The following is a 16,795-nucleotide window of genomic DNA, read 5'->3' as shown; positions in this document are numbered from 1 at the left end:
GTATAAACCGGTGCACTGATTTGTTTATTTTGCTATCAGTTGCATCTAACAATTAGTCAAGGAACAGACAGAAGTAAACCCGAAAAATGAAAAAGCACCGATAAAACCAAATGGTCGTACCAGTGCTTCATATATTACAAACTATTGAGTCAGGTAGATTTTTTTACCAGCTACTAGTGCGGATCACACCAACGGCGAGGCCTTCAATGGCAAAATGCTGTTGGCTTAAGTCCACTTTAATCACGTCAAAATCACCGTTTTCCGGATGCAGGTAAACCATCTGGCCTTCACGGCGAAAACGCTTTACTGTGACTTCATCTTCAACCCGGGCGACTACGATCTGTCCCTGACGTGCTTCAGTGGTTTTGTGTACAGCCAGTAAGTCACCATCCAGAATACCGATGTCTTTCATACTCATGCCCTGCACTTTTAATAAAAAGTCGGCATTGGGTTTAAACAAACTGGCATCGAGCTGATAACGCTGCTGAATATGTTCTGCTGCCAGAATAGGTTGGCCAGCAGCCACTTTGCCTATCAATGGCAAACCCGGCTCTTCTTCAACATCATTGGCAGCTTCATCTTCAACCAAACGTATACCACGGGACGTGCCCGGCATCATTTCGATAAAACCTTTTTTTGCCAGCGCTTTTAAATGCTCTTCAGCAGCATTGGCTGACTTAAATCCCAGCTGAGTAGCAATTTCAGCACGGGTCGGTGGCATACCTGAAGCTGCCTGATAATCTTTAAGCAGTTGCAAAATTTCGGCTTGTCTTGGTGTTAATGGACGCATAATGCTGAATACCTATACAGTGGATACTGTGAGTATATACAGCCTTTTGTAGTCTGCCAAGCATTTTGCTGGTAAGACCTTCCATGCTATTCTAGCGGCTGTTTATAAGTACGGATTTGATATGTTAAAACCAATCACATGGTTAGCTAAGCTGCTGTATTGGCCACTCAAACCTTTGGTCAGATGCAAAATAGTGCCGGAACCTGTAGCTGAAAATCTGGCGCTGGACTCCAAACAGCCGGTGTTTTATATCACAAGAACCGCCTCTTCCAGCGATTTAGCGACCTTAGCCCGCGTCTGTCATAGACTCGGATTGCCCGATCCTATGACGCCGGTGCAATTGGACAATACCAGCTTGTCCCGTACTATATTCCTTGAACAACCTCGTGTGCTCTGGGGCAGTCGCGCCTCCACCGACGCCCTACAACAAGGGCTGGCTTTGTTGCAGGCGCATCAGCGGGACCCGAATTTTTCAGCGCAACTTATCCCTGTATCAGTGCTCTGGGGCAGAGCTCCGGGTAAAGAAGACAGTGTGAAATCTATGCTCGGTGAATCTGAATCCCCAAGCTGGCTGGCCAAGCTGTTTATTGTGTTGATTTCCGGTCGTCATACCTTAGTGCGTTTCAGTAAAGCCGTCTCTGTACGGCAGATCATTGAAAATGCCACTGTCAACGAAGACACAGCTCACAAATTATTGCGGGTGGCACGTTTTCATTTTTACCGTCAGCGTTTGGCGGCAACAGGTCCTAAACTGCCGGACAGAGCTGCATTATTTAACTCTTTACTGGCATCCGATGCGTTAAAAAAGGCCATTGAAGAAGAAGCTCAAAGTAAAAAAATCAGCATCAGAGAAGCGAGAGCTGAAGCTTTAAAACTGTTGGAAGAAATAGCAGCGGATTACCGCGAATCCACCTTAAGAGTGGGCGACCGTTTCCTCGGCTGGTTATGGAAAAAGCTGTACTCAGGCTTAAAAATCACTAATGGTCAGGTGCTGACGGATTTAGTGCAAAAAGGCCATGAGATTGTTTATGTGCCCTGCCATCGTAGTCATATGGATTATCTGTTGCTTAGCTACGTCATTTACCATCAGGGTTTAGCTCCACCCCATATAGCCGCTGGTATTAACCTGAATTTCTGGCCTGTAGGTAATTTTTTCCGCCGCGGTGGTGCTTTTTTTATTCGCCGTAGTTTTAGCGGTGAAAAACTCTATTCTGCTGTGTTTCGTGAGTACTTAAGCCAACTGTTCAGCAAAGGTTATCCGGTGAAGTATTACTCCGAAGGGGGGCGCAGCCGCACAGGCCGTTTGCTGCAACCTAAGACAGGTATGCTGGCGATGACGGTACAAGCCGTATTAAGAGGCATAGACAGACCTATCAGCCTGGTACCTGTTTACTTAGGTTATGAGCACGTGATGGAGGTCAATACCTACCTGACCGAACTCAAAGGCTCCAGCAAGAAAAAGGAATCTATAGGAGGCGTCTTTAGCGCTGCACGTAAACTGCGGGACTATGGCTATGGTTATGTGAACTTCGGTCAGCCGATTTCGCTGAATGCCTTTTTAAACCAACAGGAACCTGATTGGCGCGCATCGATAGAAACAGCGGATCTGCAAAAGCCAAGCTGGCTAAATCCGGCAGTAGCCGCACTGGCGACCCAGATCATGCAGCGGATTAACCAAGCGGCGGCGCTGAACAGCATCAACCTGATCGCCACCTGTTTACTGGCCACACGCCAGCATTCGCTAACCAGACAGGAACTCACTACACAGTTGGAGTTTTACCGTAACTTACAACACCATGCGCCTTATCATGCTAGTGTGACTTTGCCTGAAGGTTCAGTCAGCCAATGGATTGACCATGCTATTCGTTTGAAGAAAGTCGAAGTATCACAAGACAGCTTTGGTCAAATTATTCAGCTGACGCCTGAAAATGCGATTTTATTAAGTTATTACCGCAATAATGTCTGCCATTTGTTTATGCTGCCTGCAATTTTGGCGACAGCCTTGTTACAGCATCCAGGTTTAACTAAAGTGCAGTTGGTGAATATTTGTCAACTACTGCAGCCTCTGTTACAACATGAATTGTTTTTGCAGCTGGAGCACTTTAACGACTACATCAGCCAGGTGCTGGAGCAATTGCAAAAACACCAGTTAGTCGAAGTACAGGGCCAGTATCTGCAAGCAGCACCTGTACAACAGGCAGGTCATTTTATGTTGGAGCTATTGGCACACAATGCACAGGATGTTTTACAACGTTACGCTGTGGTGCTGAATTTGCTGCAACTGCGTAGTCCACTCACACGCGCTGATTTAGAGCAACAGAGCCATGAACTGGCACAGCGTTTAAGCACTTTGCACGGTATCAGCTCACCTGAATATCACGACAAACAGCTGTTTTCGACCTTAATTAACGCCTTGCGTGACGCTGGTTATTGCCATACCAATGAGCAAAATGAACTGGAAGCCACGGCTATTTTGTTACCTCTACAGCAAACCGTAAATGGCTTATTGAGAGCGGATGTACTACAGACTGTATTGAGTATAGTGAAAAAGGCATAACTCTTTGTGCCAGAAAAAAACCACCTCAACTGCAGGTAATGCCGATCAGTTAAGCAAATATCAGATCGGTTGACCGATCCAGTGGTTAATGTATAAAGGCCTGCAACAGAGATGTTACAGGCCTTTTTCTATGCAATTAGTTACCGCTTTAACCCTTGCCAATCGCTATTTCCCAACAAACCTGAATACAGGTGCGTTACACCAGCTTTTACCCGAAGAATTTATCAGCCAGTGCCTTGAAGAGGCTGGTATCGCGACCGTGCGTCGTCGTCGATTGCCCTTAGAATCCTTGGTGTTGGTTGTACTTGGTATGGCGCTTTATCGTGGTAAAGATGTCTGGAGCATTGCAGATAAAATGCAAATTATGCTACCCGGTCGACGTGAATTGGTGGCCCCCAGCGCTGTTGTGCAGGGGAGGCAGCGGTTGGGTTTTGAAGCGATGCGGCAGGTGTTTCATCACACCCAAAGGCTGTGGCACAAGGAAGCCGAACACCCACGCTGGTGCGGTCTGCAGTTACTGGGGGTGGACAGAGTTGTCTGGCGTACACCAGATACAAAGGAAAATACAGAAGCCTTTACGAAGCCAAAAACCACAGCTGGCGAATCGGCCTGGCCCATGGTCAGAATGGTGTGTCAGATGGAACTGACCAGTCATTTGCTAGTGAATGCAGCCATGGATGGGTACAGCACCAATGAAATGGTGCTGGCAGAGCAACTGGTTGAAAATACGCCGGACAACAGCCTGACGTTATTTGACCGTGGGTTTTATTCGTTAGGGCTGCTGCACGCATGGCAGAGCAAAGGGCAAAGCCGGCACTGGCTTATCCCGCTGAAAAAAGGCACTCAGTATGAAGTGATAGAAAAGCTTGGAAAGCAGGACTACCTGGTACGACTGACAACAAGTCCTCAGGCAAGAAAGAAATGGCAGTGCTTGCCGGAGTATATGGAAGCGCGGTTACTGCAGAAAAAAATCAAAGGCAAAGAGTGCTTTATCCTGACCTCAATGCTTGATACCAAAGCGTTCATGGGCGATGAAATTGTGGATTTATATAGTCAGCGCTGGGAAATCGAGTTGGGTTATCGGGAGATGAAGCAGCATCTGCTGGACAGCGAATTTACGCTACGAAGCAAGAAATCAGACATGGTCAAGCAAGAGCTGTGGGGAGTACTGCTGTGCTACAACCTTATCCGTTACCAGATGGTAAGGATGGCGAAAACCTTGCCAGGTATTTACCCTAATGAGCTGAGTTTTACTTTATGCGCGAATGCCATAGTCAGCTTATTCGAGCATGGATTTACCTTAATCAGCGCCCACCATATTCCAAAAGAACTGGATGATTTAACCCGAAAAGCCGAATTTTTTATCTTGCCGTTCCGGCGTGAAGAGCGCATGTATCCAAGGCAAGTGAAACGAAAACCGAGTAAATATGCGTACAAAAAATAATGCCAGTCAGCTTAACTGACTGGCATTACTCAACTGCAGGTGGTTTTTTTATTACCGCATAAAACACTTATCGGGCTTTGTCGTAACTACGGATCACACCTTCTTGCATAGTGGACGCCACTAACACACCATCCCGATTAAAAAACTGACCACGTACCAAGCCACGGGCACCGGATGCACTTGGGCTGTCTACTGCATAGAGTAACCAGTCGTCAAAGCGGAAATCATGATGGAACCACATCGCATGATCTATAGTGGCAACTTGCATATTAGGCGCCATAAAGGATTTACCATGAGGCTGCAAAGCGGTCGGCAGGAAATTAAAATCCGATGCATAGGCTAGTAAATATTTGTGCACCCGTAAATCATCTGGCATCACGCCATTGGCTTTAAACCAAACATAACGTTTAGCTTGGCTGATCTGCGGATTAAAGGGATTATGAAAGGCTACAGGGCGCATTTCTATTGGTTTTTCACAGATAAATTTACTGCGCAAAGACTCAGGAATTAAATGAGCGTGCTCGCGGTAGAACTCCAGATCCGACACTAAGTCCTCTGGTGCAGGTACACGAGGCATCAGTTCCTGATGCTCAAAACCTTGTTCTTCAGCCTGAAAAGAAGCCGTCATATAAAAAATGGGTTTACCAAACTGGATAGCGCTGACGCGGCGCGTACTGAAGCTTTTGCCGTCGCGAATGTTTTCTACTTCATACACTATAGGTTTACTGGCATCGCCTGGCCGCAAAAAATAAGAGTGGAACGAATGCACCTTACGGTCAGCTTCCACTGTTTCTTTAGAGGCAGACAACGCCTGCCCCATCACCTGACCACCAAACACAGCTTTAAACCCCAGGTCCTGACTTTGACCTCTGTATAAACCTTGTTCGATTGTTTCCAGTTTTAATAGTGACAGTAAATCGGCCAATACCTGACTCATAACTCTATCCCGTATACAAAAAGCGAGAAAGCATTGTGACGCAACCTCGCCATCCAGGTAAAGAGCTTGTTAGTCGGGAACCACTGAATTTCGTTTATTGTTGACGATGCATTTCACCAAAACCAGTTACACTGGAATGGATAGCATTCATCGTGTCACGAGCTTCTTCACGTTCTTTCTCAAGTTGTGCTCTGGTACGGCAACGCTTGTTTTTCAACATAGACCCTGTTGCGCGGCTATGCTCACATACCTTCCCCTCAGAGTTAACTTTGGCGACCTGAGCTTGTTTTGCCACAATGACCTTACCTTCCTTTTTCACAACATCTTGCTTCACAGCAGCCTGCTTCGGTGCACTAGCACAAGCTGCGAGCGTTAATGTTGCGGCAACAATCACCAGTAAGTTTTTCTTCACGGCCCAACTCCTTGTTTAAAAAATGTCCGACAAGTACATTACTATTCATAAAAATTAAATTCAACAAACCTGAGCATAATAGAAGCATAAATTTGAGATAAAAAGTTAAAATATGTAACTTTGTGTTAATTAAAAACGGATTCAAAACAAATGAACTACTGGCTTTTTAAAACGGAACCCGCAGAATGCAGCATCGACGATTTTGCCAAAGCACCTGACACAGCCATAGTCTGGGAAGGCGTTCGCAACTATCAGGCCCGTAACTTCTTAAGGGATCAGGTGAAAACCGGCGATCTGGTGTTTATTTACCATTCCAGTTGTAAAGACATTGGTATTGCAGGGATAGCAAAAGTGGCGCAAAGCAGCTATCCGGATCCAAGCCAATTTAATTCGCAAAGTCCTTATTTTGATGCCAAATCAAGCGGCAGCAAAGCACCATGGGTTGCAGTGGATCTGCAATTTGTGGAGAAATTCAGCCAACTTCTGTCGCTCGACAAACTCAAACAGTCAACTAAGCTAGAGCAATTACCACTGGTGAAAAAAGGCAACAGATTATCTGTAATGCCTGTTAGCCCAGCAGAATGGCAACACATAATAAAAATGAGCAATGACAAGGGGAATACCAATGAAGCAGGAGAGACGACGTGAAGCGCGGGATTTAAATTATTTCTGGGAAATGTTGAGCATGGCACAGAAGTTTTCAGTGTCTGAATTGCAGCGTTTTGGTTACGAATTGTCTTTTGTTCGTCAGGAAGAACAACAAAGAGTAGCTGTACTTAAAGCTGGGCCCAGGATGGCATCTATTGATGAAGATGGGCAGATTAATACAGCTCCAGTCGTTTTTCTTCGCGATTAGCCTGTTCGCCTGAGAATTAACCCGCCAAACGATCAGCATGCACAGGTTGATAGTCCTGTAACATCTCAACAGCCCGCTGGCATAACTTCAGATAAGAAGTCAGTGTATTACTTTGCCAAAACTCAGTCAGCACCGAATGATGACGGATAAAGTTTTCCATTTCATTAAAACTAAGTTGATTCTGTTGCTTCAAAAATTTAGCAACGGCCTGACGAGGCAAGGTATTGTGATTGGCTTGTTCTTTACATAACACCGGAATAGCTTTACATAAAAGTTCTGTATGCAGATACCAGACTGGTGGCTTGGTGTGACTGCGCCCTGTCTGATGTACCTTCGTCAGTAGTTGCTGACTTTGTTCTTCAGCCAACCAAAACGCCAGATGTTCTAACTGCATGGATTGCTGCTCAGCAAAATGCAGTTGTACTTTTAATCTGTTTTGAATTTTGCCAAGCTGATCCAGCTTCAGAGCCAAGAACACTATAGGCGCCACCGCCACCAACAATAACAGCATCCACATCAGAACTTCACTCCATTTCCCGCATCAGCACAGTCGAAAACAGCGGCACTTTAACAGAGCAAAAGGCGCAATCCTATGACAGAATCACAGGAAAAACGCCTTTGAATAAAAAAGCTCTACTATTGCATTTTCTGCTGAATATAACGGGCAACTTGTTGCTCTAAAACAGACAAAGGCACACTGCCATTACGCAGCACCACTTCATGAAATTCACGCACATCAAAATGACTCCCCAACTGCTGTTCAGCTTCTTGGCGCAACTTTTTAATCGTCAGCTCGCCGAGTTTGTAAGAAAGAGCCTGCGCAGGCCAACTGATATACCGGTCGATTTCTGTTGTCACATTGTGCATGGATAAAGCTGTATTGCTGGCAAGGAAATCTATAGCCTGCTGACGGCTCCAGCCCATGGTATGCATGCCTGTATCCACCACGAGGCGCGCGGCACGCCACATTTCGTAAGTTAAACGTCCAAAGTTACTGTAAGGATCATGATAAAAGCCCATTTCAAGGCCAAGATACTCCGAATACAAACCCCAACCTTCGCCAAAAGCGGAAGTATAAAAATTACGGCGATAATCAGGTAACGAGGCTTGTTCACGCGCCAGCGAAATTTGTAAATGGTGACCAGGTACGGCTTCGTGCAAAGTTAACGCTTCCATCTCATACAAAGGACGACGGTCCAGCGCATAGGTATTGACCCAATAAAAACCAGCTCTGTCATCTCTGTTGGTGCCAGCGTAACGACCTGTGGTGTACTTAGGGGCAATTTCTGCTGGAACAGGTGCTACTCCATATGGTGTGCGGGGTAAAGTTTTGAAGAATTTAGGTAACTCAGCGTCAATCTTTTTTGCGATAAAAGAGGCTTCTTTTAATAAATCATCAGGGGTTTTGACGTAAAACTGTGGATCTGTGCGCAAAAACCAGATGAACTCAGCAAAACTACCTTTAAATCCAACTTGTGTGATGATGTTTTGCATTTCTGCACGAATACGCGCGACTTCCGCTAAACCCGTCTGATGCACCTGCTCTGGTGTTAATTGTAATGTGGTGTAATGTTCCAGCCTGTTCTGATAATACTCGCGTCCCCGTGGCCAGTCACTGGCAGCAATACTATCGCGCGCACCCGGCAAATACTGCTGCACCATAAACTGGTAAAACTGTTGATACGCAGGATTTAATTGTTGGTCAACGATTTGTTTCGCTTGCTGCTGCATGGCAACCCAACTATTTGGGTCAATAAAATCAGGCTTGCGCTGAAAAGGCCGGTAAAACACATTCTGTTCCGGTGTTTTACTGATAAAAGCCAGAATACTCTCATCAAAACCAACCAACACCGCTTTAGGCTGCGTCATGCCGGTCGCTAAACCTTGTTTCATCCAATCTGTTTGTTGTTGCATATAACGAGGGATGGTTTTTAACTTCGCCAGATAATCCTGGAAGTCCTGAAGTGTTTTAAATTCTGTGCCTGACACCATAAATGCCAAATCGCTGTGAAAACCCGATTCTGCCGTCAAAGGGATCAGGTGAGCACCATACTGATATTCTGAAATGGCATCTTTGAGGCTGTAGCGCAAAATCTGATGATTTATTTGTTGTTGTTCAGTCAAAGAGCTGACATTCACCTGATCTAATTTCTTCAGCCACTGCAGCCGTTGTGCGGAAGCGGCCGCCAAAGCTGAAGCAGACATATCCGGCAAACTGGTTTTGCTGTGCTTGTTCAGGTCTTTTTCGGCTTGCCATAGCTGTGTGGCAAACTGATCAAAATCTTTGGGTTTAACTGTCTGACTGCTACAGCCTGTAACTAATAAGACAATGCAAAAACAAATAAACTTCTGACACATTTTTTTCTTCTCCCAGTTTTATTTGATTCTACTCTGTTCAGTAATGACAACCAGTACAACGAGCTGCGCTTTTTGGATATTGGCCGCAATAATTTACTCAGGAGGGTTAAAAAAGATGTTTTTTAACCGACAATCTATGCTTTTTTAAGCGATCAGAAAAAAAACTTAAAAAATAAGTCATTAATAAAGCAGGAGATGAAGACTTTTTCTAATAGATATGTCAGCTTAACAACATCAGTTTGTTTGCCTCAACGTAAGTTTCGCGTAACATTGCGTTTTGCAGGCTAAATTAGCAGTAGTATTTAGTGGAGTTGTGTTTGGCATGAAATATCAGGACTCAATCGAGCAAGCAAGTGAAAAGGCCGCGTTGACCGCTGCTTTTTTACAGCGGCATCGTTTGGCAGCCCATCCGGTCAATTACACAGTGATCTATGAATATATCAATGGTCAAAACGCCGGATTATGTCACGCCATAGAACAAAAACTTGCGGTACAGAGCCACTTTGACGACTTTGTATTGGCAGAGCTGTACAGCCAATGGCTGAGCCCACAACACCAACGTCAGGAAGAATTGGCCCAACAAGTCACCACTATGCTGGGTAAATTATCTGGCACTACAGATATCGCCAGCGAAGCAGTGCAGCATTATTTAGAGGTGTTGGATCAAGCCTTATTAGGTTTGGATCCAAATAACGCCAACCGTAGCCGTGAAAGCGTGAATAAAGTCATCAGTGCTACTTATGCTATTAAATCCAGTCAGCAAAAACTGAAAGACCAGCTCGATTTCTCCAATGAACAATGCCATGCATTACGTTCTGAATTGGACCACCTTAAAAAAGAACGCCAACTGGATCCGCTAACAGGCTTGTATAACAGGCTGGCAATGCAGGAGCATCTGGATTTATGGCTGAGCGAAAATCCAGGACGCCGCATTGCAGCTATAGCTGTGGATTTAGACCATTTTGCTCAATTTAATCAGGATTATGGTGTAGGCGTTGGCGACGTGATCCTCAGCAAAGTTGCGCGCAAAATTGCCAGTTATGTACAGGAAAGTGGTTTGCCTGTGCGCTCTGGTGGTGAAGAGTTTCTGATTTTATTACCTGATGTCGATTTACGCACAGCAGGAGAAATAGCAGAACAAGTTCGTAAGGGTGTAGAAAAACTGCGTTTTGTTTCTGCAAAAAGTAAAAAGACTTTACCTAAAGTCACCATCTCTTTAGGCGTAAGCATCTATAACACAGCGGAAAACTGGCATCAGTTTTTATCCCGTAGCACCAAAGTGTTGCTGGAAGCTAAAGTGCGTGGCCGCAATCAGGTAGCAACAGAGCTTATGTTGGCTAACTAAGTTATGGCCAGCTTACTAAAAGACCTGTTTGATCCTGAGTTTCTGCATCGTCTCGCCTTATTATGTCAGTATCACTGTTCTACTTTTAAGCCACAACAATTTCTGCAACAAACCCAAGGCAACCACTGGGACCAGCTGGAACTAAAAGGCAGAGTTCGTCACATCAGCCAGTCTTTACACAAAGAGCTGAATTTAGCTTACGCCGATGCCATCGAAGTTTTAATCCCCGTCAGCAGCCATTTCACTGGCTTGCAGGGTTTTGTCTTTGCCGATTATGTTGAAGTCTATGGTCTGAATGAACCTGAAACCTCATTCAGAGCTTTGGCGCATTTCACCTGTTTTTCGACAGGCGAGTTTGCCATCCGACCTTTTTTCCAACGCTACCCAGAACTCACGTTGACGCAAATGAAGCTCTGGGCCAGTTCTGACAATCTACATTTACGTCGTCTGGCCAGTGAAGGTGCTCGACCTCGCCTGCCATGGGGTATGGCATTAAAAGCCTATAAAAAAGATCCAAGGCCTTTATTGCCGATTTTAGAACAACTTAAAGCCGACACTGAACCTTATGTACAGCGCAGTGTAGCGAACCATTTAAATGACATCAGTAAAGATCACCCCGAACTGGTTTTGGACCTGGCACAAGCCTGGTTTGGTCAACATGCAATCACAGACTGGATTATTAAACATGCGTTACGAGGGTTGCTGAAACAGGCGCATCCAAGGGCTTTGGCTTTATTTGGTCTGCAACAACTACCGCTCCAAGTGCAACTTGAGATGATCAACGCCAATGTATCAGCGCAACACCCTCTGCATTTTTCAATCGAACTGTCTGGCCCACAGGAATTGGCAGCCAAAATAAGGCTGGAATACAAAATTGGCTACCGGAAAAAATCAGGCCAGCTGAATTACAAAGTATTTCAGCTAAGCAATACGGTATGGACAGGCCAGAATTTACGGTTTGAACGTCGGCAGTCTTTTGTTGACCTGACCACCCGCAAACATTATCCCGGCCAGCATCACCTGCAAATTATGCTAAACGGCTATTGTTATGCTGATAGCTTTTTTGAGTTGATCTAAAACATCGAAGACCGCATAAAACGACAGGATAAGTTGGCGTAAGCCGCCGAATCTTTTACACTAGCGCCACTTTAGTTCAGCACTCGTAGCCAAAGGCTTTTTTATGACTGACCAGCAACCCGATAGCACTCATTTTGGCTTTAAAACCGTGAAGCAGACTGAAAAAGTTTCGCTTGTGGCTAATGTCTTTCATTCTGTTGCGGCCAAATATGACCTGATGAACGATGTGATGTCTTTGGGGATTCACCGGCTATGGAAAAGATTTACTATTGACTGCAGCGGCGTGCGTCCTGGCCATCAGGTGCTGGATTTAGCCGGGGGTACTGGTGATATCACAGCTCTGTTCTCTAAAAGAGTGGGTCCTACCGGCAAAATCATTCTGGCGGACATTAATGAATCTATGCTCAATGTAGGCCGCGACAAGTTACGTGATTTAGGACTGGTCAATAACATCGACTATGTACAAGCCAACGCCGAAGCTTTGCCTTTTGCCGATAACAGCTTTGATATCATCAGCATAGGTTTTGGCTTACGTAATGTGACTGACAAAGACGCAGCTTTACGGTCTATGTACAGAGTATTAAAACCAGGCGGCCGTTTACTGGTATTGGAGTTTTCCAAACCTGAATACGAGTGGCTAAGTAAAGTGTACGACCTGTATTCCTTTAAATTATTGCCTACGATAGGTGGCTTGGTAGCGAACGATAAAGAAAGCTACCAGTATCTGGCTGAATCTATACGTATGCATCCGGATCAGGATACGCTGAAACAGATGATGGAAACTGCAGGTTTTGAACATGTTAGCTACCACAACCTGACCGGCGGTATAGTGGCACTGCACAAAGGCTATAAATTCTGATGCTGAGTTTAGTGCCACAACTGATCTGCGCTACTTTAGAAAAAGTGCTGCACAAAGTGGTGGCCATGGATCCTGCATCCCCTCTGCTCTTACAAAAAGTACAAGGCAAACAACTGGCTTTACAGTTACAGGAATTGCCATGGCGTTTTGTCTTGTCGGCTACGGCAGACACTTTATTACTCAATCAGCACAACGAAAAAGTCGATTGCGTGATAGCCACCGACCTTGCTACCTTGCAAAAGCTGAACGACCCCAGCCAGCTGACCCGCTTAATTAAGCAGGACAAGCTGCAAATTGAGGGCGATCTGCAGGTTGCCCAGCAATTCAGTACTTTGTTACAGCAGTTAAACCCAGACTGGGAGCAACAGCTTTCCGGCTGGCTAGGTGATGCACTGGCACATAAAGTCGCAACAGCTATAAAGCAACTGCAACTCTATATTCAGGCTCAGTTGCAACAGCTGGAACAGGCTACAGTTGAACTGGCTCAGGACGAACTGGCATTGAGCCCGACACAAGCCGAAATGAATCAGTTCAGCCGTGAAGTTAGTCAATTACACGCCCGACTGGAACAATTAAGTCGCCATAAAGCCTTCAGGCAGGAGTAATTTTGGGTCTGCGTCGTTTTTACCACATCTTAAAAACCCTGCTGCAATACGGACTGGAACAGCTGATCCCGGCACAATGGCAACCCTGGTATTTTCGCGCTGCACGCAGATCCGCCTTCTGGTTAAAAAACCAGCACCCGGATAAAACTGAAGGTGCCCGTTTACGTTTAGCTTTACAACAGCTTGGGCCAGTATGGGTCAAGTTTGGTCAGATGTTATCCACTCGCCGTGATTTGTTTCCTGATCAATGGGTCGATGAGCTGGCTAAGTTGCAGGACAAAGTAGAAGCTTTTTCTGGTGACGAGGCCAAACAACTGATTATTCAGCAGTTAGGTTTACAACAGATCACCGACTTATTTGAGCAGTTTGACGAAACCCCTCTGGCATCAGCCTCAATCGCTCAAGTACATACAGCACAACTAAAACAAACCGATGGCAGCCTGGCTGATGTAGTCATCAAAGTGATACGGCCCGATATCAGGCCGCAAATTCTGGCCGACTTAGAACTGATGGACGCTTTGGCTGATTTAGTAGCTCGTTATCTGCCGGATGGTAAAAGATTACGCCCTAAAGAAGTGGTCGCAGAGTACCGCAAAACTATTCTGGATGAGCTGGACTTACAACGCGAAGCCGCCAACGCCATTCAGTTGAAACGTAATTTTGAAGGTTCGGACTCACTTTATGTCCCTTATGTCTACGCCGATCACAGCCGACCTGGCGTGATGGTGATGGAACGGATTTATGGTATTCCGGTATCAGATTTAGCAGCACTGCGCGCTCAAGGCACAAACCTGGAGTTATTAGCCAAACGTGGTGTTGAAGTCTTTTTCACTCAGGTGTTTCGCGACAGCTTTTTCCATGCCGATATGCATCCGGGTAATATTTTTGTTTCCTTCGAACATCCAGAGAATCCGAAATACATTGGTATAGACTGCGGCATAGTGGGTACCTTAAACAAAGAAGATAAACGTTATCTGGCAGAAAACTTCGTTGCTTTTTTTAACCGCGACTATTTAAAAGTGGCGCAATTGCATGTGGATTCTGGCTGGGTGCCGGCAGACACTAGTGTTGAAGAGTTTGAAAGCGCCATCCGCACGGTTTGCGAACCTATATTCCAAAAACCGCTGCAGGACATCTCTTTTGGTCAGGTACTGTTTAATCTGTTTAACACGGCCCGTCGTTTTAATATGCAGGTTCAGCCACAACTGGTATTGTTGCAAAAAACCCTGCTGTATATTGAGGGTTTGGGACGTCAGTTGTATCCACAACTGGATTTATGGCAAACCGCCAAACCATTTCTGGAAAACTGGGTCCAACAGCAAATGGGACCTGCGGCTTTATGGCGCGAAATTAAAGCAAACCTGCCCTTTTGGGCGGAAAAAATGCCGGAAATGCCAGGCTTGTTGCATCACTACTTGCAACAAGGTCCAAAACAACAGGCCAATTTGATAGCCAAATTGCAGCAAGTGCAGGCACAGCAGCATAACCAGACTAAAAAGCTGGCGAATGCAGTGCTGGCAGGTTGCAGTTTATTAAGTGCTGTCTTATTACTGACATCTGGCTGGTCTATAACAGCGGCGGGGCTTGCCCTGGTCGCTGTGGGCTTTGCACTGAAAATTAACTGACGAACCCACAGGTTCGTTTCAATAGTTTGAAAACCGAAGGAGAATAACATGGGTTTTGGTGGCATTAGTATTTGGCAGTTATTGATCATCCTGGTGATTATTGTCCTGCTGTTTGGCACAAAGCGTTTGCGTAGCATAGGTACAGATCTGGGTTCAGCCATTAAAGGTTTCCGTAATTCTGTAAAAGATCCGGAAGATACTGTGGAACCAGCAGCTCCAATCGTTCAGCCACAACCACAAATTAAGGCTGAAACCAAAGAAGCTGCTCCAGTCAGTGCTGATCAACCAAAAACGCCTGAACAACGCTAAATGAGCTTTTGGGAATTAGTTGTCATAGCCGTAGTTGCTCTGTTGGTATTAGGCCCGGAGCGATTACCCGGCGCTATACGCAGTGTCAGCGGTTTTGTCCGCAGCGTAAAACAATTTGGCCAACAAATGCAGGCTGAATTAAACGACGAGCTGCGCGTACAGGAGCTGCACGATAAGTTAAAACAAGCCGAGGAAAAAGGCTTGTTAAACCTGACCACAGAAGAAATGCAGGCGATGGCAGAATTGCGTCAGGCCGCAGCAGATGTAACGAATCCTTATCCGGCTAACACCAAACCAGCTGAACCACAAACACTGCCTGCAGAACCTGCAGCTCCCTCTTTGTCCGTATCACCTGATCCAGTAGTAGCAGATGACAAAAACCACAAATCCTAACAGCCTGCTAGGGCACCTGATCGAGCTGCGCCGTCGGCTGTTAAATACAGTGATGGCGGTGCTTTTGGTGTTTATCTGTCTGGCTTATTTTGCCGCCGATATTTACCATTTAATGGCATCGCCTTTAATGGCGGTATTGCCTGCTGGCGCGTCCATGATAGCGACAGACGTGGCGGCTCCGTTTTTTGCCCCTTTTAAACTGACCTTTATTGTCGCACTATGCCTGACCGTACCTTATATGCTGTGGCAGATCTGGTTATTTGTAGCCCCAGCTTTATATAAAAAAGAAAAGCATCTGGTCGCGCCGCTGATTATCTCCAGCACAGTACTGTTTTATTGTGGTATTGCCTTTGCGTACTACATAGTTTTTCCTATCGTCTTTGGTTTCTTCACTAGTGTGGCCCCTGAAGGAGTGACCATAGCCACAGATATCAGCAGTTATCTGGATTTTGTTTTAAAACTTTTTTTTGCTTTTGGTTTATCTTTTGAAATTCCAGTCGCTGTATTGTTATTGGTATGGACAGGTGCGGTCACTCGTCAGCAATTAAGTGAAAAGCGACCTTATTTTGTTGTCTTTGCTTTTGTTATAGGAATGCTTTTAACTCCACCTGACGTGTTATCTCAGGTTTTGTTAGCAGTCCCAATGTGCTTGTTATATGAATTAGGTGTATGGCTTAGCCGTTTTTATGTTCCAACTGAGTCAGAACAAACAGATCCCCTTTAAGGAAAATGTGCATGAAAAGTAAATTTTTAATTGTGGTCGCAGGCCTTTGGGTTTCATTCGCCAATGCTGCAGAATTATCGGATCAGCTGGCACAATGTCGTGCCGTACAGAATGATCTGCAACGCTTAATCTGCTATGACAAGATTGGTACTAGCGGCTACACACCAGCGGTTGGCGCTGTAGTGGCAGAGCCAAGACAACTCCCGACGGAAAACAGTCCGGCGACAGTAACTGCAGCACCTGACAACTTTGGTATTGAACATAAAGTTATTGAAAAAGCAGCATCCAGCATCAGCTCAACTGTAGTGAGCATTGTCCAGTCAAAACGAGGATTTTGGACTATAACCCTGGACAATGGTCAAAAATGGCGTCAAGTAAGCAGTGACGGCTTCGTGCTGAGTAAAGGAGAAGAAATAGAAATCAGCAGAGGTACCTTTAACTCATTTCTTTTAAGCAAAAAGGGCTCAGAGCGCCAAACCAAGGTAACCAGGCTACAGGAATAAT

18 protein-coding genes are annotated in these 16,795 nt (G+C 45.5%); 13 read left to right on the top strand and 5 right to left on the bottom strand.

What is annotated here, in order from left to right:
• Positions 1 to 163: 163 nt before the first annotated feature.
• Positions 164 to 790: a transcriptional repressor LexA gene (gene lexA, locus EK374_RS00700; protein ID WP_127019234.1), complete on the bottom strand. Its 627-nt coding sequence runs from the start codon at positions 788 to 790 to the stop codon at positions 164 to 166.
• A 121-nt stretch (positions 791 to 911) separates the two neighbouring features.
• On the opposite strand from lexA, the gene plsB reads away from it, so the two are divergent.
• Complete coding sequence (gene plsB / locus EK374_RS00695) at positions 912 to 3,347, top strand: glycerol-3-phosphate 1-O-acyltransferase PlsB (protein ID WP_127019232.1); 2,436 nt, start codon at positions 912 to 914, stop codon at positions 3,345 to 3,347.
• Positions 3,348 to 3,477: 130 nt separating this feature from the next.
• Positions 3,478 to 4,791 (top strand): IS4 family transposase, encoded by a 1,314-nt coding sequence (locus tag EK374_RS00690; protein ID WP_127019230.1) that lies wholly within the window; start codon positions 3,478 to 3,480, stop codon positions 4,789 to 4,791.
• 67 nt (positions 4,792 to 4,858) lie between these two features.
• On the opposite strand, the gene tesB is transcribed toward EK374_RS00690, so the two are convergent.
• Complete coding sequence (gene tesB, locus EK374_RS00685; protein WP_127019228.1) at positions 4,859 to 5,728, bottom strand: acyl-CoA thioesterase II; 870 nt, start codon at positions 5,726 to 5,728, stop codon at positions 4,859 to 4,861.
• 94 nt (positions 5,729 to 5,822) lie between these two features.
• Positions 5,823 to 6,140: a hypothetical protein gene (locus tag EK374_RS00680; RefSeq protein ID WP_127019226.1), complete on the bottom strand. Its 318-nt coding sequence runs from the start codon at positions 6,138 to 6,140 to the stop codon at positions 5,823 to 5,825.
• A 150-nt stretch (positions 6,141 to 6,290) separates the two neighbouring features.
• Between EK374_RS00680 and EK374_RS00675 the strand changes: the two genes are divergently transcribed.
• The gene (locus EK374_RS00675) at positions 6,291 to 6,788 is read left to right on the top strand and encodes an EVE domain-containing protein (RefSeq protein WP_127019224.1); all 498 of its coding nucleotides are present in this window, start codon (positions 6,291 to 6,293) and stop codon (positions 6,786 to 6,788) included.
• Positions 6,766 to 6,996 (top strand): hypothetical protein, encoded by a 231-nt coding sequence (locus EK374_RS00670; protein ID WP_127019222.1) that lies wholly within the window; start codon positions 6,766 to 6,768, stop codon positions 6,994 to 6,996. The genes EK374_RS00675 and EK374_RS00670 overlap by 23 nt, the downstream gene beginning before the upstream one ends.
• A gap of 16 nt (positions 6,997 to 7,012) precedes the next feature.
• On the opposite strand, the gene EK374_RS00665 is transcribed toward EK374_RS00670, so the two are convergent.
• Positions 7,013 to 7,513, bottom strand: coding sequence for a hypothetical protein (locus EK374_RS00665; RefSeq protein WP_127019220.1), 501 nt, complete (start codon positions 7,511 to 7,513; stop codon positions 7,013 to 7,015).
• Positions 7,514 to 7,632: 119 nt separating this feature from the next.
• On the bottom strand, positions 7,633 to 9,354 hold the full coding sequence (locus tag EK374_RS00660) for a DUF885 domain-containing protein (protein ID WP_127019218.1): 1,722 nt from the start codon (positions 9,352 to 9,354) through the stop codon (positions 7,633 to 7,635).
• Between the two features lie 322 nt (positions 9,355 to 9,676).
• Here EK374_RS00660 and EK374_RS00655 point away from each other — a divergent pair, with 322 nt between their 5' ends.
• The 9 genes from EK374_RS00655 (at position 9,677) to EK374_RS00615 (ending at position 16,794) form a co-directional block, all read left to right on the top strand.
• Entirely contained in the window at positions 9,677 to 10,699 is a 1,023-nt protein-coding gene (locus EK374_RS00655) for a GGDEF domain-containing protein (RefSeq protein WP_127019216.1), read from the top strand.
• 3 nt (positions 10,700 to 10,702) lie between these two features.
• On the top strand, positions 10,703 to 11,776 hold the full coding sequence (locus EK374_RS00650) for a DNA alkylation repair protein (RefSeq protein ID WP_127019214.1): 1,074 nt from the start codon (positions 10,703 to 10,705) through the stop codon (positions 11,774 to 11,776).
• Between the two features lie 103 nt (positions 11,777 to 11,879).
• The gene (gene ubiE / locus EK374_RS00645) at positions 11,880 to 12,635 is read left to right on the top strand and encodes a bifunctional demethylmenaquinone methyltransferase/2-methoxy-6-polyprenyl-1,4-benzoquinol methylase UbiE (RefSeq protein WP_127019212.1); all 756 of its coding nucleotides are present in this window, start codon (positions 11,880 to 11,882) and stop codon (positions 12,633 to 12,635) included.
• Complete coding sequence (locus tag EK374_RS00640; protein ID WP_127019210.1) at positions 12,635 to 13,240, top strand: ubiquinone biosynthesis accessory factor UbiJ; 606 nt, start codon at positions 12,635 to 12,637, stop codon at positions 13,238 to 13,240. The genes ubiE and EK374_RS00640 overlap by 1 nt, the downstream gene beginning before the upstream one ends.
• Before the next feature lie 2 nt (positions 13,241 to 13,242).
• Entirely contained in the window at positions 13,243 to 14,865 is a 1,623-nt protein-coding gene (gene ubiB, locus EK374_RS00635) for a ubiquinone biosynthesis regulatory protein kinase UbiB (protein WP_127019208.1), read from the top strand.
• 48 nt (positions 14,866 to 14,913) lie between these two features.
• Complete coding sequence (tatA, locus tag EK374_RS00630; RefSeq protein ID WP_127019206.1) at positions 14,914 to 15,174, top strand: twin-arginine translocase TatA/TatE family subunit; 261 nt, start codon at positions 14,914 to 14,916, stop codon at positions 15,172 to 15,174.
• Positions 15,175 to 15,567: a Sec-independent protein translocase protein TatB gene (gene tatB / locus EK374_RS00625; protein ID WP_127019204.1), complete on the top strand. Its 393-nt coding sequence runs from the start codon at positions 15,175 to 15,177 to the stop codon at positions 15,565 to 15,567. It begins immediately after the preceding gene.
• The gene (gene tatC / locus EK374_RS00620; protein ID WP_127019201.1) at positions 15,545 to 16,291 is read left to right on the top strand and encodes a twin-arginine translocase subunit TatC; all 747 of its coding nucleotides are present in this window, start codon (positions 15,545 to 15,547) and stop codon (positions 16,289 to 16,291) included. Before tatB ends, tatC begins: the two co-directional genes overlap by 23 nt.
• 11 nt (positions 16,292 to 16,302) lie before the next feature.
• On the top strand, positions 16,303 to 16,794 hold the full coding sequence (locus EK374_RS00615; protein WP_127019199.1) for a hypothetical protein: 492 nt from the start codon (positions 16,303 to 16,305) through the stop codon (positions 16,792 to 16,794).
• Position 16,795: the final 1 nt, after the last annotated feature.

This window comes from Rheinheimera mangrovi (assembly GCF_003990335.1).
Classification (GTDB): Bacteria; Pseudomonadota; Gammaproteobacteria; order Enterobacterales; family Alteromonadaceae; genus Pararheinheimera; species Pararheinheimera mangrovi.
Note: the sequence above shows the minus strand (reverse complement) of the source record. Positions and strands in the feature narration are given on the sequence as shown.